The 19,745-nt window shown below is 74.0% G+C and carries 20 protein-coding genes; 10 read left to right on the forward strand and 10 right to left on the reverse strand.

Going from position 1 to position 19,745, the window contains the following annotated elements; translation table 11 throughout:
- The first annotated feature begins 157 nt into the window (after positions 1-157).
- The 3 genes from O7611_RS23575 to O7611_RS23585 all read left to right on the forward strand — a co-directional run bounded on the left by O7611_RS23575 (position 158) and on the right by O7611_RS23585 (position 2,831).
- Positions 158-1,156: an alpha/beta hydrolase family protein gene (locus tag O7611_RS23575; protein ID WP_269697606.1), complete on the forward strand. Its 999-nt coding sequence runs from the start codon at positions 158-160 to the stop codon at positions 1,154-1,156.
- Positions 1,157-1,291: 135 nt separating this feature from the next.
- Positions 1,292-1,825: a nucleotidyltransferase domain-containing protein gene (locus O7611_RS23580; protein ID WP_194800511.1), complete on the forward strand. Its 534-nt coding sequence runs from the start codon at positions 1,292-1,294 to the stop codon at positions 1,823-1,825.
- 40 nt (positions 1,826-1,865) lie between these two features.
- Complete coding sequence (locus tag O7611_RS23585) at positions 1,866-2,831, forward strand: alpha/beta hydrolase family protein (protein WP_194800510.1); 966 nt, start codon at positions 1,866-1,868, stop codon at positions 2,829-2,831.
- Positions 2,832-2,835: 4 nt separating this feature from the next.
- On the opposite strand, the gene O7611_RS23590 is transcribed toward O7611_RS23585, so the two are convergent.
- From O7611_RS23590 to O7611_RS23600, 3 genes are all read right to left on the reverse strand, one after another.
- Positions 2,836-3,798 (reverse strand): zinc-binding dehydrogenase, encoded by a 963-nt coding sequence (locus tag O7611_RS23590; RefSeq protein ID WP_194800509.1) that lies wholly within the window; start codon positions 3,796-3,798, stop codon positions 2,836-2,838.
- Positions 3,799-3,874: 76 nt separating this feature from the next.
- The gene (locus O7611_RS23595; RefSeq protein WP_120573292.1) at positions 3,875-5,050 is read right to left on the reverse strand and encodes an NAD(P)-dependent malic enzyme; all 1,176 of its coding nucleotides are present in this window, start codon (positions 5,048-5,050) and stop codon (positions 3,875-3,877) included.
- Between the two features lie 157 nt (positions 5,051-5,207).
- On the reverse strand, positions 5,208-5,546 hold the full coding sequence (locus O7611_RS23600) for a S24 family peptidase (RefSeq protein ID WP_194800508.1): 339 nt from the start codon (positions 5,544-5,546) through the stop codon (positions 5,208-5,210).
- 78 nt (positions 5,547-5,624) lie between these two features.
- Here O7611_RS23600 and sodN point away from each other — a divergent pair, with 78 nt between their 5' ends.
- The 3 genes from sodN to O7611_RS23615 are packed head-to-tail and all read left to right on the forward strand — an operon-like array spanning position 5,625 to position 6,990.
- Entirely contained in the window at positions 5,625-6,029 is a 405-nt protein-coding gene (gene sodN / locus O7611_RS23605; RefSeq protein ID WP_013288353.1) for a superoxide dismutase, Ni, read from the forward strand.
- Complete coding sequence (locus O7611_RS23610; protein ID WP_194800507.1) at positions 6,026-6,550, forward strand: GNAT family N-acetyltransferase; 525 nt, start codon at positions 6,026-6,028, stop codon at positions 6,548-6,550. The genes sodN and O7611_RS23610 overlap by 4 nt, the downstream gene beginning before the upstream one ends.
- Positions 6,551-6,582: 32 nt before the next feature.
- Positions 6,583-6,990: an ATP-binding protein gene (locus O7611_RS23615; protein WP_013288355.1), complete on the forward strand. Its 408-nt coding sequence runs from the start codon at positions 6,583-6,585 to the stop codon at positions 6,988-6,990.
- 54 nt (positions 6,991-7,044) lie between these two features.
- Here O7611_RS23615 and O7611_RS23620 read toward each other — a convergent pair whose 3' ends face one another.
- The gene (locus O7611_RS23620; RefSeq protein WP_269697607.1) at positions 7,045-7,446 is read right to left on the reverse strand and encodes a hypothetical protein; all 402 of its coding nucleotides are present in this window, start codon (positions 7,444-7,446) and stop codon (positions 7,045-7,047) included.
- Between the two features lie 43 nt (positions 7,447-7,489).
- On the opposite strand from O7611_RS23620, the gene O7611_RS23625 reads away from it, so the two are divergent.
- A complete protein-coding gene (locus tag O7611_RS23625) occupies positions 7,490-8,440 on the forward strand; it encodes a diacylglycerol/lipid kinase family protein (protein WP_194800505.1) in 951 nt (316 codons plus the stop codon).
- A gap of 447 nt (positions 8,441-8,887) precedes the next feature.
- Positions 8,888-9,145 carry a WhiB family transcriptional regulator gene (locus O7611_RS23630; protein WP_013288358.1) on the forward strand — a complete coding sequence of 86 codons (258 nt, stop codon included), beginning with the start codon at positions 8,888-8,890 and terminating at the stop codon, positions 9,143-9,145.
- 63 nt (positions 9,146-9,208) lie between these two features.
- Here the strand turns inward: O7611_RS23630 and O7611_RS23635 are convergent, their stop codons facing one another.
- From O7611_RS23635 to O7611_RS23650, 4 genes are read right to left on the reverse strand one after another with little or no spacing between them, the layout of a single operon-like run.
- Complete coding sequence (locus O7611_RS23635; protein ID WP_194800504.1) at positions 9,209-9,958, reverse strand: sirohydrochlorin chelatase; 750 nt, start codon at positions 9,956-9,958, stop codon at positions 9,209-9,211.
- Entirely contained in the window at positions 9,940-10,689 is a 750-nt protein-coding gene (locus O7611_RS23640) for a phosphoadenylyl-sulfate reductase (RefSeq protein WP_194800503.1), read from the reverse strand. The genes O7611_RS23635 and O7611_RS23640 overlap by 19 nt, the downstream gene beginning before the upstream one ends.
- Entirely contained in the window at positions 10,686-10,844 is a 159-nt protein-coding gene (locus O7611_RS23645) for a hypothetical protein (protein WP_194800502.1), read from the reverse strand. Before O7611_RS23645 ends, O7611_RS23640 begins: the two co-directional genes overlap by 4 nt.
- Positions 10,841-12,550: a nitrite/sulfite reductase gene (locus O7611_RS23650; protein WP_269697608.1), complete on the reverse strand. Its 1,710-nt coding sequence runs from the start codon at positions 12,548-12,550 to the stop codon at positions 10,841-10,843. Before O7611_RS23650 ends, O7611_RS23645 begins: the two co-directional genes overlap by 4 nt.
- A 511-nt stretch (positions 12,551-13,061) precedes the next feature.
- Here O7611_RS23650 and O7611_RS23655 point away from each other — a divergent pair.
- Positions 13,062-14,933, forward strand: a complete 1,872-nt coding sequence (locus O7611_RS23655; RefSeq protein ID WP_269697609.1) for a glycosyltransferase family 39 protein — start codon at positions 13,062-13,064, stop codon at positions 14,931-14,933.
- Here the strand turns inward: O7611_RS23655 and O7611_RS23660 are convergent.
- The gene (locus O7611_RS23660; RefSeq protein ID WP_269697610.1) at positions 14,908-16,485 is read right to left on the reverse strand and encodes a PAS domain-containing sensor histidine kinase; all 1,578 of its coding nucleotides are present in this window, start codon (positions 16,483-16,485) and stop codon (positions 14,908-14,910) included. The two genes, O7611_RS23655 and O7611_RS23660, sit on opposite strands and share 26 nt — an antisense overlap.
- 25 nt (positions 16,486-16,510) lie before the next feature.
- The gene (locus tag O7611_RS23665; protein ID WP_194800719.1) at positions 16,511-17,539 is read right to left on the reverse strand and encodes an SIS domain-containing protein; all 1,029 of its coding nucleotides are present in this window, start codon (positions 17,537-17,539) and stop codon (positions 16,511-16,513) included.
- 187 nt (positions 17,540-17,726) lie between these two features.
- Between O7611_RS23665 and O7611_RS23670 the strand changes: the two genes are divergently transcribed.
- Positions 17,727-19,328, forward strand: a complete 1,602-nt coding sequence (locus O7611_RS23670; RefSeq protein WP_269697611.1) for a tetratricopeptide repeat protein — start codon at positions 17,727-17,729, stop codon at positions 19,326-19,328.
- Positions 19,329-19,745: the final 417 nt, after the last annotated feature.

Below are 19,745 nucleotides of genomic sequence, written 5' to 3' on the forward strand. Positions count from 1 at the left end.
CGGACCGGTCCGCCCCGCCGGGCCGCCACCTGCGGATCCGGTCGGCGGGATCGGGCAAACCCGGCCACCCGGTGGAGGCGGTAGCCGCCCGGGTGGCGGCGCCGACCGGCCCGGACGGCGGGCGCGGACCGACCGCTCGGCTGCCTACCGTGCAGGTGTGAGGGGGCAGCGGCTGGTCGCCGCGCTGATGACGGCGCTGCTGGCCGGTTGCGGCCCGGCCGTGGCCACGTCCGACCCGGTCCCGGCAGGCGTCGGGCCCGCGCCGGAACGCTCGTACGCGGTGGGGATGCGGCAGTTCACGCTCGACCCGTTCGGCAGGCGCCAACTGCCGGTCACCGTCTGGTACCCGGCCACCCCGTCTTCGCCCGGGCCGCCCACGTCTGCTTCCGCCACTGCCTCCGGCTCCCCCCGGGCCGTACCGGCGAGTCCCGGTCCGGCGCGCGGACCGCGCGTCCGGCCGGGAGCGCCGTTCGCCGCCGGACGGTTCCCGGTGGTCCTCTACAGCCACGGGCTGCGCAGCCTGCCCGCGTTGCACGCGGCGCTGACCAGCCGCTGGGCCGCCGCCGGGTTCGTGGTGGTCGCGCCCACCTACCCGCGGACGAACCAGCGCGCCCGCGCGTTCACCCGGGAGGACGTCCGCAACCAGCCCGCCGACGCCTGGCGGCTGATCCGTCACCTGGTCCGGCTGGGCGCCCGCCCCGGCGATCCGCTCGGGGCGCACCTGGCGGTGGACCGGTTCGCCGCCGCCGGGCACTCGGCAGGCGGGCACACCACGCTCGGCATGTTCGCCTCCGGGCAGTCGTCCCCGCTGCGGGCCGGAATCGTGATCGCCGGTGGCCGCATGGTCGCCGGCCCCTCCCGGCCGCTCGCACCGATGCTGTTCGTGCACGGGAGCGCCGACCGGATCGTGCCGGAGTCGATCGGCCGGGCCGCGTACGCCCGCTGTCTCGGGCCGGCCGCCTTCCTGAGCCTCACCGGTCAGGGCCACGGCGAGTACCTGACACCGGGGCGGCCCGGCTTCCCCCAGGTGCTCGACACCACCACCGACTTCCTGCGCTGGACGCTCTACGCCGACCGCGCCGCCCTGCACCGCCTCCCCACCGACGCCACAGCGCCGGCCACCACCACCTTCACCACCCGAGCCCTCCCCACCTGACGCCCCGCACTCCCGCCTCCCGCCCTGTCGTCCCGTCGATCATGAAGTTGACGGCGTTCGCTGTCCGGTTTGTCGCCGCCAACTTCATGATCGACGCTTCCCCCCGGGGCGGAGTGGGGTGGGTAGGGTGCCGGGGTGGACAGGCTGGAGGGGCGGCAGCTGGGGGCGATCCGGGAAGTGATCGACGTCGCCGGCGGGTGCGGGGTGAACGTGTGGCTGCGCGGGGGGTGGGCGATGGACTTCCACCTCGGCGAGGTGACCCGGCCGCACGTCGACGTCGACTGGTACTGCCGGCGGCGCGACGCCGACACGCTGGCCGACCGGCTCGGCGCGCTCGGCTGGCGCCCCGATCCCCGGATGCCCGCCGCGACGCAGCTCGACCTGCTGCGCGACGACGTCGAGCTGAGCTTCGCGTACCTCGACCTGGACGCGGACGGCCGGGTGGTCGTCGGCGCCGGACCGTGGGCGGGCACGCGCCTGCCGGACGGCATGCTGGCCGGGCCGCCCGGCCGAATCGGCACGCTCACGGCGCCGATCATCAGCGTCGCGGCGCAGATCGAGTTCAAGGAGATGTTCCCGGTCTGGATGCCGGAGCGCCCCCGCCGGGCCAAGGACGCCGCCGACCTGGCCCGACTCCGGGCGTCAGCGGGTGGTCACCCGGCGCGCTGACCGGGCCTGGCCGCCTCGATCGCGAGGCACAATCGAGTTCATGCGCCGTCGTCCCGTCGCCCTGCTCACCGCCGCCGTCCTCGGCGCCGCCCTCGCCGGCTGCTCGCAGCAGCCCACCGCCCCGGCCGGGCGGCCCGCCCCCGACATCCCACCGACCAGTGCCACACCGGCGCCGCGCGTACCCGCCGGCAAGGCTCCCACGGAGAGCTTCGCTGTCGGCGTACGCCAGGTGAAGCTGAACCGCGACGGCGACCGGCCGTTGCCGGTGACGCTCTGGTACCCGGCGGCCGGCGCGGCCGGTGGCGCGGTCGAGCGGTCCGCCCCGGCGGCGGACGGGCGGTTCCCGGTGGTGCTGTTCAGCCACGGGCTCACTGCCCGGCCGGAGGACTACCAGGCGCTGCTGACCCGCTGGGCGGCGGCCGGTTTCGTGGTCGCCGCGCCGCGTTTCCCGCACACCTCCCGGGGCACCGACGGCAACCCGCTGGACGTGCTCAACCAGCCGGCCGACGTGTCGTACGTGCTGACCCGGGTGCTCGCGCTGGGCGAGAAGGCCGGCGATCCGCTGCGCGGCCGGCTGGACCCGGAGCGGGTGGCCGCGACCGGGCACAGCGCCGGTGGCGTGACCACGATCGGGCTGTTCACCGCGGGCCGGGACGAGCGGCTGGACGCGGGCATCGTCTTCGCCGGCACCGCGCTCGGTGTGGGCACCGCGTTCGCCGGCGCCGCCGCGCCGCAGCTGTTCGTGCACGGCGAGGCCGACGAGGTGGTGTCGTACGCCGCGGGCAAGGCCGTCTTCGACGCGGTGCCGTGGCCGAAGGCGATGCTCAGCCTGCCCAAGGGCGACCACGGCCGGGCGCTGCTCGGCGACGGCAAGGCGCTGGGCGTGGTCGCCGACACCACAGTCGAGTTCCTCCGCTGGACGCTCTACGGCGACCCGGCGGCGAAGAAGCGCCTCCCGGCCGACGCCGCCCGGGGCGGCCTGGCCACCCTGGACGACCGGCTCTGAGACGTCAGGCGGTGTGGTCGACGACCACCTTGCCGAAGACGTCACCGGAGTGCAGCCGGGCGAACGCCTCGGAGATCTCGCTGAACGGCACCACCCGGTCGACCACCGGGCGCACCTCGTGCTCGGCGCAGAACGCGAGCAGCTCGGTCAGCTCGTCCGGGGTGCCCATCGAGGTGCCGAGGATCTCCAGCTGCATGGCGAAGACCCGCCGCAGGTTGACCTTGGGCTCGTGCCCGGCGGTGGCGCCGGAGACCACGATCCGGGCCAGCGGGGCGGCCGACTTCAGCGAGTGGTCGAAGGTGGCCGCGCCGACCGTCTCGATCACCACGTCGACCCGTTCCGGCAGCCGCGCGCCGGGTTCCAGCGCGGTCGCGCCCAGCTCGGCGATCCGCTCCCGCTTGCCGGCGTCGCGGCTGGTCGCGTACACCCGCTTGCCGAGCGCGACGCCGAGCGCGACGGCCGCGGTGGCCACGCCACCGCCGGCGCCCTGGACCAGCACCGACTCGCCGTCGGCGACCCGGCCCTTGGTGGTCAGCATCCGCCACGCGGTGAGCCAGGCCGTGGGCAGGCACGCCGCGTCGGTCGCCGACAGGCCGTCGGGCAGCGGCAGCAGGTTCATCCGGGGTACGGCGACACGCTCGGCGAACGTGCCCTGGTAGTGCTCGGAGAGGATGGAAACCCCGCGCGGGTCCCCGGGGGTGGGCACGACCGGGTAGATGACCACCTCGTTGCCGTCCGGGTCGGTGCCGACCGCGTCGCAGCCGAGGATCATCGGGAGCCGGCCGGCGGTCAGCCCCACGCCGCGCAGCGACCACAGGTCGTGGTGGTTGAGCGAGCTGGCCCGGACCTGCACGGTGACCCAGTCGTCCTGCGGGTGGGTCGGCTCGGGACGGTCGCCGACGGCGAGCGCGGCGAGCGGGTTGTCGGCGTCGAAGGCCGAGGCATAGGCAGCACGCATGATCGGCACGGTAACAAGCTGAGCAGCAGTTAAGAAGGGGCCCTTCCTCTACCGGAGGCGTCAGGAAGGGCCCCTTCCCTACATCTCAGCGGCGGGCGACGCCGTCGCGGCGGGCGGCCTCGGCGACCGCCTCGGCCACGGCCGGTGCGACGCGCGGGTCCAGCGGCGAGGGCACGATCGCGTCGGCGGTCAGCGACTCGGCCACCACCCCGGCGATGGCGTCGGCGGCGGCCACCTTCATCGAGTCGGTGATCCGGGTGGCCCCGGCGTCCAGCGCGCCCCGGAACACACCCGGGAACGCGAGCACGTTGTTGATCTGGTTCGGGTAGTCGCTGCGCCCGGTGGCGACCACCGCGACGTGCCGGGCGGCCACCTCGGGGTGCACCTCCGGGGTGGGGTTGGCGAGCGCGAACACGATGCCGCCGGGGGCCATGCCGGCCACCGCCGCCTCCGGGATCTGGCCGCCCGAGACGCCCACGAGCACGTCCGCGTCGCGCAGCGCCTCGGTGATGTCGCCCTGCCGGCCCTCGGCGTTGGTGATCTCGGCCAGCTCGGCCTTGGTGCCCGTCAGCTCGCGGTGCCGGCCGATGATGCCGCGCGAGTCGCACACCACCACCCGGTCCGGGTCGACGCCGCCGGCGATCAGCATCTTGGTGACCGCCACCCCGGCCGCGCCCGCGCCGCTGACCGCCACCCGCAGGTCGCCGAGCTTGCGGTTGAGCAGCGTCGCGGCGTTGCGCAGCGCGGCGAGCACCACGATCGCGGTGCCGTGCTGGTCGTCGTGGAAGACCGGGATGTCCAGCGCCTCGTCGAGCCGGCGCTCCACCTCGAAGCAGCGCGGGGCGCTGATGTCCTCCAGGTTGATCCCGCCGAACGAGGGCGCGAGCGCCTTGACCGTCGCGACGATCTCGTCCACGTCCTGGGTGTCCAGGCAGACCGGCACCGCGTCCACGCCGGCGAACTGCTTGAACAGCACCGCCTTGCCCTCCATCACGGGCAGCGCGGCGCGCGGGCCGATGTTGCCCAGACCGAGTACGGCGGAACCGTCGGTGACCACGGCGACGGTGTGCGACACCCAGGTGTAGGTGTCGGCGAGCGCGGGGTCGGCGGCGATCGCCTCACACACCCGGGCGACACCCGGGGTGTACGCGAGGGAGAGGTCCTCGCGGCTGGTCAGCGGCACGGTGGAGGCGACTGCCATCTTGCCGCCGACGTGCAGGCGGAAGACGGGATCGGCGGGGTCCGGGGTGGACGAAGACATGGTGACTCCAGGATCTGTCGAGCAGACGGACCGGCCGGCGTGGTCAGCGGTGGTCAGCGACCGGCGGCGCGGCGGTGCGGGGGTCACCCGGGCACTTTTCGAGCATAGTCACGCTTCGGCACCCAGTATGTGAGCGGGGTCATATCCGCTCCGGTCGTTACCTGCTCCTGACCCGTCCCGGACGCGGCCACCAGCGGGCCACCACCCGGCCCCGGACGTCGGCCACCCCGTACGCGCGGGAGTCGTCGGTGACGAACTCGTTGTCGCCGCGCAACCACCATCCGCCGTCGCGCGGTTCCACCGCCCGCTTGACGACGAGCAGATCGGGACGGCTGCGGAACACCGCGACGACCACGTCGCCGGGGCGTACCGGCCGGCCTTTCGTGCGGACCAGCACCGCGTCGCCGTGACGCAGCGTCGGGGCCATGGACGGGCCGGTCACCAGCACCGGCACCAGCGGGCCGCGCAGGGCCGGAGGTTCACCGGTGGGCGCCATGTCACCTCCCAGCCCCCGAGGGCGTCTCCAGGAGTAATGTCGTCTTGGATCATCGCAAACAACCCATGGAGGACCCTGATGCGCCTTCCCCGCATCCTCACGCCCCGGGTGACGGCCAGCGCTCACTGCGACCTGCCCTGCGGCGTATACGACCCGGCCCAGGCCCGGATCGAGGCCGAGTCGGTCAAAATGATCTGCGAGAAGTACCAGGCCAACACCGACCCGGAGTTCCGCACCCGCGCCATCCTGATCAAGGAGCAGCGGGCCGAGCTGGTCAAGCACCACCTGTGGGTGCTCTGGACCGACTACTTCAAGGCGCCGCACTTCGAGAAGTACCCGCACCTGCACCAGCTGTTCAACGAGGCCACCAAGCTGGCCGGCGCGGCCGGCGCCAAGGGCGGCACCGACCCGGCCAAGGCCGACGAGCTGCTGGCGAAGATCGACGAGATCTCGAAGATCTTCTGGGAGACCAAGCAGGCGTGACGTCGCCCGACGGCACTCCGACGATCCGGCCGGTACGTCCCGAGGACGTACCGGCCGTCGTCGCCATGGTGCACGAACTCGCCGAGTACGAGCGCGCGCCCGAGCAGTGCCACCTCACCACGGCACAGCTCGACGCGGCCCTGTTCGGCCCGTCCCCGGCGCTGTACGGCCACGTCGCCGTCGACGCGTCGGACCAGCCGGTCGGCTTCGCGCTCTGGTTCCTCAACTTCTCCACCTGGGCCGGCGTGCACGGCATCTACCTGGAGGACCTCTACGTCCGCCCGGCCGCCCGGGGCACCGGCGCGGGCCGGATGCTGCTCGCCACGCTCGCCGCGATCTGCGTCGAGCGCGGATACCAGCGCCTGGAGTGGTGGATGATCCACTGGAACCCGGCGGCCCGCTTCTACGCCGCGATCGGCGCCACGCCGATGGACGAGTGGACGCCGTACCGCCTGGCCGGGCCGGCGTTGCACGAGCTCGCCACGCACGCGAAGGCCGCGCCCACGCGCCCCGCCCGCTGACCGGGTAGAGTCCCGCACCGGGGGGAGGAGCCGTGACTCAACTGACCGGGCACCCGACGACCGATGACGACGTCGTCCACCTCACCGTGCCCGCCGACGGCGGTTACCTCGGCGTGCTCCGCACCGCCACGGCCGGCCTCGCGGCCCGGCTCCAGTTCGCCCTCGACGAGATCGAGGATCTGCGCATCGCCGTCGACGAGGCGTGCGCCATGCTGCTCGCCATCGCCACCCGCGACGCCGAGCTGGAGTGCCGGTTCGCGGTCACCGACGACGCCCTCACCGTCGAGGTGACGGTGCCCACGGTCCGGGGCGCCACGCTGCCGTCCGAGTCGTCGTTCGCCTGGAAGGTGCTGACCGCGCTGACCACCGGGGCGAACGCCCACGCGTCCGGCGGCCGGGCCACCATCTCGCTGCTGACCCGCCGCGCCGGCGGCTTCTGACCAACCAGCGGCCGGCGACACTCAGGCCGGGCGGCGCCCAGGCCCGGCGGGCTCTCAGCCGGCCGGCTCGCCGAAACCCAGCGCGCGGTTGGTCGGCCCGCTCACCAGCAGCCCGACCATGCCGATCCCGAGCGCGATCAGCGGCACTCCGAGCCAGCCCATGCCGCCCTCGACCATGAACCAGCCGACCGGCAGCAGCATGAGCTGAAGCACGATGGCCGGCGCGCGGGCACCGGCCCGGCGGCGGGACAGCGCGCCGCCGAGCGCCCAGAGCGCCACCGCGCCGCCGACGGCGAAGACGGTCACCAGCAGTGCCGAGGTCAGATCCGTCGTGTCGGCGGTGAGGTCGGACCAGATGAGCCACACCGCGATCAGCCCCAGCGCCACCGCCTGGGCACGTAGCAGGAGCACCGCGGCGCGCAGCGTGCCGGGGAGCGGGTCGGAGTCGATCGTCACGGGCGCCACGATACCGGTGGGTAGTCGCGGTACAGTGCCGCCCATGCGGGCCGTCCTGGTGGTCAATCCGAAGGCCACCACCACCAGCGAGCGCAGCCGGGACGTGCTGGTCCGGGCGTTGCGCAGTGAAGTCGACCTGTCGGTGCGCTACACCCGCCGACGGGGCCACGCCACGGACCTGGCCCGGGAGGCCGCCCAGGAGGGCGTGGACCTGGTCGTCACGCTCGGCGGTGACGGCACCGTCAACGAGGTGGTGAACGGCCTGATGGCGGCGGAGCCGCCGACGTTCCGTACCGGACAGACCTCGGCCGAGCGGCTGCCCGCGCTGGCCACCGTGCCGGGCGGTTCGACGAACGTGTTCGCCCGCGCGCTCGGGTTGCCCCGGGAGTGGCCGGACGGCACCAGCATGATCCTGGAGGGGCTGCGACTGGGCCGGTCCCGCACGATCGGGCTGGGCCGTGCGGACGACCGCTACTTCACGTTCTGCGCCGGCTTCGGGCTGGACGCGGCGGTGATCCGCCGGGTCGAGCAGGCCCGCAAGAAGGGGCGCGTCTCCACCCCGGCGCTCTACTTCCGTTCCACAGCGAGTCAGTACTTCGTCGGCTCGGACCGCCGCCACCCGTCGATCACGCTGGAGCGCCCGGGTGAGGCGCCCGAGGCGGAGCTGGCGACCGCGATCATCCAGAACACCGCGCCGTGGACGTACCTGGGCGATCGCGAGATCAACCCCAACCCGGAGGCGTCGTTCGATCTCGGGCTCGACGTGCTCGCGTTGCGGCGGCTGCGGGTCGCCAGCACCGCCCGTACGGCGGCGCAGTTCTTCTCGAAGCGACCGGATCCGCACGGCAAGCAGGTGCTGCGGCTGCACGACGTGGCCGAGTTCACGCTGGTCTCGGAGCGCCCGTTGCCGTTCCAGCTGGACGGGGACTACCTCGGCGAGCGGGAGAAAGTCCGATTCACATCCGTACCGGCCGCACTGAGAGTAATCTGCTAGGTCTCGGGTATCCCAGTCGGTTGACGCGGACCCCCCGCCGCGCGGGCGCGGTGGCCGCCACGCCGAGGAAGGGTGCCGGAAATGTCAGCAACGTCACGCAGACCGTACTACATTGATTATCGACTGTGGCACGCCGGGTAACCAGGGCTCTGGCAAACCCGGACAAATGGGTGGTGAGCCCGCTCACTGTTCGGAGTTTTTCCGAGCGTCACCCTTGACATCGCTGTAGTTCGTGAAAGTATTCACAAGCGAACTCGTGTTGCCGGGACATTGCCTGGATATGCTCGTTCGGTTGAGCTGTTCCAGCAGGTCCGGGCACCCCACAGCCTGCTCACGCTGCGCCGAATTGATGGATGCTGACCGTCACCATTCGGCAATGCGGACGCAAATAGAAATAGCAACGAAGCGTTATCTGGCCACCCACTAAGAATGAGGAGTGTTGCCGCCATGGACTGGCGCCACGATTCGGTCTGCCGCGACGAGGACCCGGAGCTGTTCTTCCCGATCGGGACGTCCGGCCCGGCCCTCCTTCAGGTGGAGCAGGCGAAGGCCGTCTGCCGGCGCTGCCCCGTGACCGACCAGTGCCTGCAGTGGGCGCTGGAGTCCGGTCAGGACGCCGGCGTCTGGGGTGGGATGAGCGAAGAGGAGCGTCGCGCGGTGAAGCGCCGCGGCGGCCTCCGGGTGCTGCGCGCTCACTCCGCCTGACCCGTACACGCTGATCGCCCCGGCCGGGATTCCGGCCGGGGCGTTCTGCTGTCCCGGACCGGGTCAGCCCGCCACCGCCGCCACCCGCCGCCGGACCAGGTCGGCCAACTCCGGCAGGTCGGTCAGGGGATCCGCCACGGCGACCGCGCCCGCCGACCGGGCCGACGCGCGTACCCCGTCGTGGAACCGGCCCGGGGCCAGGAAGTAGGCGGCCACCGCGACCCGGCGGGCACCCGCCGCGCGCAGTCGCGTCACCGCGCCGCCGACCTCCGGGGGCGCCGCCGAGGCGTACGAGACGCGGCAGGGCACTCCGAGGCCGGCGCCGAACGCCGCGGCGACCCGGCCCACCGAGGCCCGCGCCGCCGGATCCCGGGTACCGGCCGCCGCCAGCACCACCGCGTCCAGCCCGTCCGGCCCGTCACCGGTCGCCTCCGCCAGACGGCGGCGCAGCCCGTCCAGCAGCCCGCCGTCCACCCCGCCGCCGGTCGGCCCCAGCACGTCGGTCACCCGTACCTCGATGTCCGCGCCCGCCGCCGCGACCGCCGCCGGGATGTCCACCTTCCGGTGGTACGCGGCGGTCAGCAGTAGCGGAACCAGGACCGCCCGGGAATGACCGGCGTCGGCCAGCCCGCGCAGTACCTCGGCCGGCCCGGGATCGGTGTGGTCGAGCCAGCTCGGCAGCACCGGACGCCCGGGGCAGGTGTCCGCCACGGCCCGGGCCAGCGCCCGGGTCGCCTCCGCCGCACGCGGGTCACGGCTGCCGTGGGCCACCAGCACCACCGGTGGCCCGGCGCTCAGGTGTGCAGGCCGCACTCGGTCTTCTCGAACATCGCCCAGCGGCCGGACCGGGGGTCCTCCCCCGCCTTCGTCCGCCGGGTGCACGGCCAGCAGCCGATCGAGCCGTAGCCGCGGGCGAACAACTCGTTGACCGGGATGTCGTACCGGGCCACATAGGCGTCCACCTCCCGCTGCGTCCACGCCGCGATCGGGTTCACCTTGACCTTGCCGCGCCGCGCGTCGAAGCCCACCACCGGCGTGTTCGCCCGGGTCGGCGACTCGTCCCGGCGCAGCCCGGCGGCCCAGGCGTCGTACCCGGACAGCGCCCGCTCCAGCGGCTCCACCTTGCGCAGCTGGCAGCAGTCGTCCGGGGACCTGTTGAACAGGCGCGGACCGTACTGGCCGTCCTGCTGCCCCACGGTCATCCGTGGCCGGATCGACCGCACCCGCACCGGCATCCGCCGGGCCACCTCGTCGCGGACCCTCAGCGTCTCCGGGAAGTGCAGCCCGGTGTCCAGGAACACCACGTCGACGCCGGGCGCGACCCGGGAGACCAGGTGCGCCAGCACGCCGTCGGCCATCGAGCTGGTCACGCAGAACCGCTCGCCGAACGTCTCCACCGCCCACCGGGCGATCTCGATCGCCGGCGCGTCGGCCAGCTCCCGGCCGGCCTCCTCGGCCAGCGCCCGTAGCTCCTCCGGGTCGCGGCGGGCCGGCTCGGCCGCGCCGATCAGCCCGAGGCCGGCGGCGGAGACCAGGCCGCTCACCGGGTCACCGCCCGGCCCAGCAGGCCGGTGAACTTCACCGCGAAGACCCGCGCGCAGGCGTGGCACTCCCAGGCGCCGTGCCCGGCCTCGTGCGGCCGCAGGTCCTCCTCCCCGCAGTACGGGCAGTAGAGAGGCGCAGATCTGGCGTCGCTCATCGGAGCTCCTCCTCGTCGGCTCTGATCACCCAGTTGGCGAACGTCTCACCCTCGGTCCGGCCGGCCAGGTAGCGGCGGGCGAGCCGTTCCACGTACTCCGGAAGTTCCTCGGCGGTGGTCTTCAGACCGCGCAGCTTGCGGCCGAAGCCGGCGGTCTGCCCCTGCGCCATGCCCAGGCCGCCGCCGAGGTGCACCTGGAAGCCCTCGACCTGCCGGCCGTCCGGACCCACCACGAGCTGGCCCTTGAGCCCGATGTCGGCGACCTGGGTGCGGGCGCAGGCGTTCGGGCACCCGTTGAGGTGGATGGAGATGTCCGCGTCGAAGTCGCGCAGCCGCTCCTCCAGACGCGCGACCAGCTCCTCGCCGCGCCGCTTGGTCTCGACGATCGCGAGCTTGCAGAACTCGATGCCGGTGCAGGCCATCGTGCCGCGCCGCCAGGCCGACGGCCGGGCCTCCAGCCCGATCCCGCGCAGCGCCGTGACCAGCTCCTCGGTTCGCTCCGGCGCCACGTCCAGCACGAGCAGCTTCTGGTACGGGGTGAGCCGCACCCGGTCGCTGCCGTGCGCCTCGACCACGTCGGCGAGCTGCGCCAACTGGGTGCCGGAGACCCGGCCCACCACCGGGGCCGCACCCACGTAGTTCGCGCCGTCACTCTGCCGGTGCACACCGATGTGGTCGACCGGCTTCGCCGGCAGGTCCGCGGCCGGACCGTCGAGCAGCGTGCGGCCCAGGTACTCCTTCTCCAGCACCTCCCGGAAGCGCTCCACGCCCCAGTCGGCGACCAGGAACTTCAGCCTCGCCCGGTTGCGCAGCCGACGGTAGCCGTAGTCGCGGAAGATGCCGACCACACCGGCCCACACGTCCGGCACCTCGTTCAGTGGCACCCAGACGCCGAGCCGCTTGGCCAGCATCGGGTTGGTGGACAGCCCGCCACCCACCCAGACGTCGAAGCCGGGCCCGTGCTCCGGGTGCTCCACGCCGAGGAACGAGATGTCGTTCGCCTCGTACGGGGTGTCGACCAGCCAGGAGATCGATGTCTTGAACTTGCGGGGCAGGTTGGAGAACGCCTTGTCGCCGACGTACCGGCGGACGATCTCGTCGATCGCCGGGGTCGGGTCGAGCACCTCGTCGCGGGCCACTCCGGCGACCGGGCTGCCGAGCACGATCCGGGGGCAGTCGCCGCACGCCTCGGTGGTCTGCAGGCCGACCGCCTCCAGCCGGCGCCAGATCTCCGGCATGTCCTCCACCCGGATCCAGTGGTACTGGATGTTCTGCCGGTCGGTGATGTCGGCGGTGTCCCGGGCGAACTCCCGGGAGATGTCCGCGATCACGCGGAGCTGGGCCAGGTTGAGCTGGCCGCCGTCCACCCGGACCCGGAGCATGAAGAACTCGTCCTCCAGCTCGTGCGGCTCCAGCACTGCGGTACGCCCGCCGTCGATGCCGGCCTTGCGCTGGGTGTAGAGGCCCCACCAGCGGAACCGGCCACGCAGGTCCTGCGGGTCGATCGAGGCGAAACCGCGGTGGGCATAGATGTTCTCGATCCGGTCCCGCACGTTCAGCGGGTCGTCGTCCTTCTTGATCCGCTCGTTGGGGTTGAGCGGCTCACGGTGTCCGAGCGCCCACTGCCCCTCGCCGCGTGGACGGCGGGGCGCACGGGCGGCAGGCGCCGGGGTGTCGGGACGGGTCGGGGTGCTGCTGACCGCCATCGCGGCGTCCTCCATGGTCTGCTGCGGTGCCTGGAGCGCGGACGCGGCGGCCGGCCCTGAAGAGGGCCGTGGACGGCGATGTCGATGACGGCCGGCGCGAGTACGCGCCCGAGACGGAAAGGTCGGGCGTCGTCAGTGGGCCGGACAGATCGCGCTGCGCACGCGGCCGTAATCGACGTGGCGACGAGCCACGAAGCGGCGGACGACAGCGGCGGTCATGTGCCTCATGCTGCCACACCACGCCCCGCACGACCACAGCTCCGCACTGTGATCCCACATCACGGGCCCACCACCCCCACATCGACCCCTGCCCCTGCCCCTGCCTCGCCCTCCCGCCCCGCCCACCACACTGTTGATCATGAAGTTGGCGGGGACAAAAGGGACGGTGAGTGCCGCCAACTTCATGATCGACGGGGCAGGGGTGCGCCCGGGGCGAGGGCGGGGTGGGCCGGGTGGGTGGGAATCGGTGGAGCGGGCGGGCGGGAAGGGCTGAGCGTGTGAGGCTGCGGGGGTGAGGAGGTTCGCGCCCGCGTCCGTCCACGGCCGGCCGGGTCCGGTGGTGTGGGTGGTGCCCGGACTGCTCACGCTCGTGGTGACGCTGGCGGGCATCGGGCACGCCCAGCCGTGGCGGGACGAGCTGGCCACCTGGAGCGCCGCCTCCCGCCCGCTCCCCGACCTGGCCCGGATGACCCGCACGATCGACGCCGCCACCGGCCCTTACTACCTCCTCATGCACGGCTGGACGGCGCTGGCCGGTACGTCGCCGACGGCGCTGCGACTGCCCTCCGCGCTCGCGATGGCAGTGGCTGCCGCGCTCACCGCCCGCCTCGGCGCGATGCTCGTCGGCCGTCGCGCCGGGCTGCTGGCCGGACTGCTGTTCGCGGTCCTGCCGGTCACCTCGCGGTACGGCCAGGAGGCCCGCCCGTACGCCCTCGCGACGCTGCTCGCCGTGCTGGCCACGCTGCTGCTGGTCGAGGCGTTGCGCCGGCCGGGGCGGTGGCGCTGGGCGGGGTACGCCGCAGCGGTCGCCGCACTCGGCCTGCTTCACCTGATCGCGCTCACCCTGCTCGCGGCGCACGCCGTGGTGGTGCTGCTGACCGCCGCACATGGCCCCGCAGCGGTCGTCGATCCGCCCGGCCAGTCCCGAGCCGAGATGCCCGACGCGAGCCGGCCACGCGGCAGACACCCACGGCGTTCCACCCGGCCACGAGATCGAGCGCCGGTGGAACGCCACGGGTGTCACGATGCCCCGCAGACACCCACGGCGTTCCACCCAGCCACGAGATCGAATGCCGGTGGAACGCCACGGGTGTCACCGCATCCCGGGAGCAGGGAGCACGGCACGGACGCGCCGGAAGCGGAACCGCAAGACGTGACCGGCGAGGCTCGGGAGGCGTCGGCGCCCGGCCGACGGGTGCTGGTCGGGTGGCTGCTGGCGCTGGTGCCGGTCGTCGTGCTCGTCACCCCGCTGGCGCTGGTCGCCCGGGGGCAGCGCGGTCGACAGCTCGACTGGGTGGACCCGGCGCGGCTGCCCGACCTGGCGGCACTACCGGGCGCGCTGGCGCAGAGCGGCGTCGTCGGCGGGTTCGTGCTCGCGCTCGCGGCGCTCGGTGCGGCCCGGCTGGGTCGCCGGGCGCTGCTGCCGGTCGCCGCCGTAATGCTGCCGGTGCTGCTGGTCTTCGCCGCCGGAACGACGGTGCCGCTGTGGGTGACCCGCTACCTCGTCTTCACCGTGCCGTTCGCCTGCGTACTTGCCGGCGCCGCGCTGGCTGCCGCGCGGGTCACTCCCGCACCGGCCCGAGCGCCGGGAACAGCAACGTCCGCCGGACCAGAGCGCACGGCGACACCCGCCGCAGCAGGCCGCACTGCCGCGCCCGCGGAAGCAGAGCAAGAACCGACGTCGCCGCGCGGACGGGTCGCGGCGGGAATCGCGGTGGTGGTCCTGGCCGGGCTGCTCGGGCTGCCCGATCAGGCGGCCCTGCGCCGTACCCACGAGTGGCCGCGCAGCGCACCGGTCGACTATGCGGGCGCGGCCGGGATCATCGGCACCGAGCAGCAGCCCGGCGACGCGATCGTCTACTCGCCCCGGGACGGGTGGCTGTTCCCGGATCTCGGCATGGCGTACCACCTGGGGCCGAGGCTGCCGCGCGACGTGCTCGTGGTCCGCGACCAGCGTGAGGACGCGAGCCTCTGGGCCGTGGAGTGCGACGACCCGGCGCGGTGCCTGGCCGGGGTGGACCGGGTGTGGCTGGTGGTCACCGGCCGCCGCGCCGACCCACTGGCGGCGGTGCCGGGATCGAAGGGCGACGCGCTGCGCGCGGGCTACACGGTGCGGCGGGTGTGGCCGCGCCCGGGGATCACGGTGGCCCTGCTCGTCCGGTGAGGCGGTCGGTGGTGCCGCGGGCCAGCGGTACGACGATGGCCGCCTCGGTGCCGCCCTCGGCGCCGTTGCGCAGGTCGATGGTGCCGCGCAGCTCGCCGGTGACCAGCGCCCGGACGATCTGGAGGCCCAGGTTGCCACCGCGTTCGGCATCGAACTGCTCGGGCAGTCCCCGGCCGTTGTCGGTGACTGTGACGTGCAACTGCTTGCGGGCCCGGTGCGCGGTCACCACCACCTCGGGCCGGGACGCGGAAACCGCCCCCTCCACCGGAGAAGGGGCAGCGGTCTCCTCGTCGGCCGGCGGGAAGCCGTGTTCCACGGCGTTGAGCAGCAGTTCGTTGAGCACCATCACCAGCGAGGTGGCGATCTCGGCGGGCAGGATGCCGAACGTGCCGCGGCGGCGCATGCCCACGCTCACCTCGGTGGCGGCGACCTCGGTGGCGGCGCTGGCGACCCGGTCCACGATGCCGTCGAACTCGACCGCCTCGTCGCTGGACAGGGAGAGCGTCTCGTGGACGAGCGCGATCGAGGCGACCCGGCGTACCGATTCTTCGAGCGCCACCCGCGCCTCGGGCATGGCGACCCGCCGGGCCTGGAGGCGCAGCAGCGCGGCGACGGTCTGGAGGTTGTTCTTCACCCGGTGGTGGATCTCCCGGATGGTGGCGTCCTTGGTGATCAGGGCGCGGTCGCGGCGGCGTACCTCGGTGATGTCGCGGACCAGCACCAGCGCGCCGATCGGCACTCCGGCGGGCATCAGCGGCAGCGCCCGGGTGAGCATGGTGGCGCCGCGGGCGTCGATCTCCCGGCGTGGTGGCGCCTCGCCGCGCAGCGCGGCGAGCACGGCGTTGCCCGCGTCGGTGCCTTCGAGGGGGTCGCCGGCGAGCCGCCGGTGCAGCTTGGCCAGATCCTCGCCGACGAGGTGGGAGGCGTAGCCGAGGCGGCGGTACGCGGACTGCGCGTTCGGGCTGGCGTAGGTGACCTTGCCGTTGGCGTCGAGCCGCACCAGGCCGTCGCCGACCCGGGGTGCCGACGTGGTCTCGCCGGGGTGCCGGGGCGGCGGGAACGTGCCGTCGGCGATCATCTGGGCGAGGTCGTCGGCGGTGGTCAGGTAGTTCAGTTCGAGCTGGCTCGGGGTGCGCGCGGTGGACAGGTTGGTGTCCCGGCCCACCACGGCGATCACCTCGCCGGCTTCACCGTCGCCGGTGCGCAGCCGGACCGGGATCGCCTCGTGGCGGGCCGGGACGTCGCCGTACCAGACCGGGTCGCCCTCGCGCCAGATCCGTCCCTGCCGGTGGGCCACCTCCAGGTGGGCCACCTCGGCCCCGCCTACGATGCGCCCGACCTGGTCGTCCAGGTAGGCGGTCGGTGCGGTGGTGGGACGGACCTGGGCCACGCAGAGGAACGTGCCGTCACCGTCCACCGGCACCCAGAGCAGCAGGTCGGCGAAGGACAGGTCGGACAGCAGCTGCCAGTCGCCGGCGATCCGGTGCAGGTGGTCGATGTCGGCCGGGCGGAGCGCGGTGTGCTCCTCGGCGAGGTCACGGAGGGTGGACACGCCACACAGCGTGCCACGCCGGACCTCACATCGTCGCCGTGACCTTCTTCAAGCCGCGCGGCGCGTCCGGGTCCTCACCCCGGGCCAGGGCCAGGGCCAGCGCGAGCCGTTGCAGCGGCAGGATGTCGAGCAGCGGCGCGTACCGCTCGTCGACCTCGGGCACCGCCATCCGGGTCTCGCCGACCTCGGCGGAGCCGACCACGACCACGTCGGCGCGACGTTCGCCGAGGCGGGGCAGCACCTCACGCATCGACGTGCCGCCGGGACCGGAGCCGACCACGGCGAGCACCGGGACGTCCGGGTCGGTCATGGCGAGCGGGCCGTGCAGCAGGTCGGCACCGGAGAAGGCGAGCGCCGGGAGGTACGAGGTCTCCATCAGCTTCAGCGCCGCCTCCCGGGCGGTCGGGTACGCGTACCCCCGGCCGGTGGTGACGAGCTGGGCGGCGAACCGGTAGCGCGGGGCGAGCCGGGCCGGGGTGTCGTCGGCGAGCGTCTGCGCGGCCAGCTCGGGCAGGCGGCTCAGGGCGGCGTGCTCCTCGGCGGGCAGCACGCCGTCGCCGGCGCGTACGCCCTCGATGAGCATGAGCAGCGCGAGCAGCTCGGCGGTGTAGGTCTTGGTGGCGGCGACCGCGCGTTCGTGGCCGGCGGCGATGTCCACGCTCAGCTCGGCGGTCTCCACCAGCGGCGAGCCGGGGTTGTTGGTGACCGCGAGGGTGAGCGCGCCGGAGGCACGGGCCACCCGCAGCACCTCGGCCAGGTCGGGCGAGCCGCCGCTCTGGCTGACGCCGACGACGAGCGCGTCGGAGAGGTCGGGCCGGGCGCCGAAGACGGTGATCGCGCTCGGGGAGGCCAGCCCGGCGGGCAGGCCGAGGCGGATCTCGGTCAGGTAGGCCGCGTAGAGCGCGGCGTGGTCGGAGGTGCCCCGGGCGGTGAAGACGACGTGCCGGGGGCGCCGTTGCGCGACGACGGCCGCCACCTCGGCGATGGCCGCCGCGTGCTCGGTGGAGAGCAGACGCTCGTAACCGGCCGGCTGCTCGTCGATGTCGGCGGCCATTCCGGCCCCTGCTCGCGTCACTCCAGAACCTCCTTCTGCGCGTTTCCCGCGCGTTCGATGCTCAGTCTTGCACGTTTGAGCAGCCTCAATCAACGCAACGAGCAGGAGTGCGCAGTGGATCACTAATTGACGGAAGATCCCCTAGGCTTGCCCGGCTGACGACCGACCCGACCGGCGAGAGGACGACGTGCCCGAGGACGACGCCGCGCTCTCCGCGGAGGAGGAACTCGCACTGGCCCGGCTGGCGCTGGGCGAGGGGGACCTGCGGCACGCCGCCGACCACGTGGCCGCCGCGCTGGTCCGCTCCCCCACGCTGCCCGAGGCGCACGAGACGCTCGCCCGGCTGAACGCGGCCAGCGGCGGCGACCTGGACCTCTTCCCGCTCGGTCAGCAGGCGTTCGTCGGCGCCGTGGTGGCCCGCGCGCACCTGCTCGCCGCCGCCGGCCGCCCCGCCGAAGGGCTCGACCTGCTGGCCGCCGCCACCGGTTACGCGCCCACCGCGCCCTGGGCCGCCGTGCCCTGGGTGACCGCCGCCGACCTGCCGGAACGCCTCGACCCCGAGCGCACCGCCCGGATCCTCATGCAGGTCTGCGCGGCGGCGCCGGACCCGGCGCCGCGCCGGCTGCGCGAGCCGCTCGCGCCGTACCTCACGCTGGCCCGCAACGCGATCACCGTCCATCCGGCCCATCCGCTGCTGCTGGGCGCGGCGTCCGCGCTGGCCCGGCGCCTCGGCGAGGTCACCCTCGCCGTCACCTGGGCCACCCGGGGGGTACGCGCACAGCCCACCAAACTCGGCGAGGTGTGGCTCGGGTACGCGTACCGCAGCGCCGGCCGGACCGCCGAGGCGCTCGCCGCACTGGAGCGCGCTGTCGCGCTCGACCCCGACGACCTCGCCGTCTACGCGGACATCGCCGGCACGCTGGCCGACAACGGCCGCCTCGACGCGGCACTGGGCTGGATCGACCGGGCACTGGCGAAGGACCCCGCGTTCGACTGCGCGGTGCACACCGCGCACCGGCTGCGCTACCTGCGCGACGGCGACGTGGACCACCTGGTGGCGCTCGCCGACTTCGTCCGCGACCACCCGGACGACACGCACGAGCACGGTGACCTCGCCGAGTGCTGCCGGGGGCGCCCCTGGCTCGGGCAGGTGACCCCGGCGGGTGACGACACCCCGCCCCCCGACGGTCCCGCTCCCTCGGCGGCGGCGGTACGGCGGCTCCAGCAGCTCGCGCACCCGGCGTGGGCGCATCCGCCGGCCGCGTACGACGCCGCGGTCGGGCTGGCCACACTGGACCTCGCCGACCTGCTCGCTCTGCTGGCACACCCGCCGGAGGCGCCGCCCACAGCGCTGGGCCGGGTGCTCGGCGGGCAGGATCCGGCACTGTGGACACGCTGCGCGCAGGTCTGGGCCTGCCTCGGCCTGCTGCACCACCGCACCGACGAGCCGTGGGAGCTGTCGACCCGGCGTCGGGTGCTGGGGGAACTGGCCGCCGGCGATCCCGGACCGGCCGCCGAGGCGGCACTGTTCGCCCTGGTCACCGCCGCCTGGGTGCACCCGGACACGCGCGCCGACGTGGCCGCGCTGGTGGCCGGGCGGATCGTCGAGGTGGCCGCCGGGCCGATCCGGCGTACCCCGGTGGCGGTGTCGCTGGCGTACCTGGCGCGGGCCACCCCGGCCCTCGACCCGGCGGCACGCGCCACCGCCGGGCGGCTGATCGCCGACGCCGAGGGAGGTCCGCTGCGGCGTCTCTGGCGACGCCTCACCGCCCTGTTCCGCAGAGGCTGAGCGCCGGGGCCCATTTCCTGCCCGATCCCCGGCCCCCACCACCCAGCCGAGCGCCGCCACTTCGCCGAAGTGGCGCGATCAACTCACCCCCGCCCCAGCCACTTCCCCGACCTGGCGGCAGCGATCGGCAAGCACGACCCACCCCGCCCCGCGCACCGGTTCCCGGGGTCGGGCCTTGGTGCACCAGGCACCCGTAGGCCGCCACCTCGCCGAAGTGGCGCCATCAACTCGCCTTCGACCCAGCCACCTCCCCGAACTGGCGGCCGCCCCGCGCCGACCACGGGCCCAGGGCCAGCGCGCACCGGCCCCCAGGACCGGGGTGCCCCGCCAGCTCGGGGAAGTGGCGCGATCTACTCGCCCCGGACCCCGCCACCTCCCCGAACTGGCGGGCAGCGGGGCGGAAGCACCGGGCACCGG

The organism is Micromonospora sp. WMMC273 (assembly GCF_027460285.1).
Lineage (GTDB): Bacteria > Actinomycetota > Actinomycetes > Mycobacteriales > Micromonosporaceae > Micromonospora > Micromonospora aurantiaca.

What these genes read in the sequence shown, in the direction of transcription:
- O7611_RS23585 (WP_194800510.1), top strand. Translation starts at nt 1,866, where the DNA reads ATGCGCCGTCGTCCCGTCGCCCTGCTCACCGCCGCCGTCCTCGGCGCC.
- O7611_RS23650 (WP_269697608.1), bottom strand. Translation starts at nt 12,550, where the DNA reads ATGGCGGTCAGCAGCACCCCGACCCGTCCCGACACCCCGGCGCCTGCC.
- O7611_RS23600 (WP_194800508.1), bottom strand. Translation starts at nt 5,546, where the DNA reads ATGGCGCCCACCGGTGAACCTCCGGCCCTGCGCGGCCCGCTGGTGCCG.
- sodN (WP_013288353.1), top strand. Translation starts at nt 5,625, where the DNA reads ATGCGCCTTCCCCGCATCCTCACGCCCCGGGTGACGGCCAGCGCTCAC.
- O7611_RS23630 (WP_013288358.1), top strand. Translation starts at nt 8,888, where the DNA reads ATGGACTGGCGCCACGATTCGGTCTGCCGCGACGAGGACCCGGAGCTG.
- O7611_RS23645 (WP_194800502.1), bottom strand. Translation starts at nt 10,844, where the DNA reads ATGAGCGACGCCAGATCTGCGCCTCTCTACTGCCCGTACTGCGGGGAG.
- O7611_RS23665 (WP_194800719.1), bottom strand. Translation starts at nt 17,539, where the DNA reads ATGGCCGCCGACATCGACGAGCAGCCGGCCGGTTACGAGCGTCTGCTC.
- O7611_RS23595 (WP_120573292.1), bottom strand. Translation starts at nt 5,050, where the DNA reads ATGTCTTCGTCCACCCCGGACCCCGCCGATCCCGTCTTCCGCCTGCAC.
- O7611_RS23625 (WP_194800505.1), top strand. Translation starts at nt 7,490, where the DNA reads ATGCGGGCCGTCCTGGTGGTCAATCCGAAGGCCACCACCACCAGCGAG.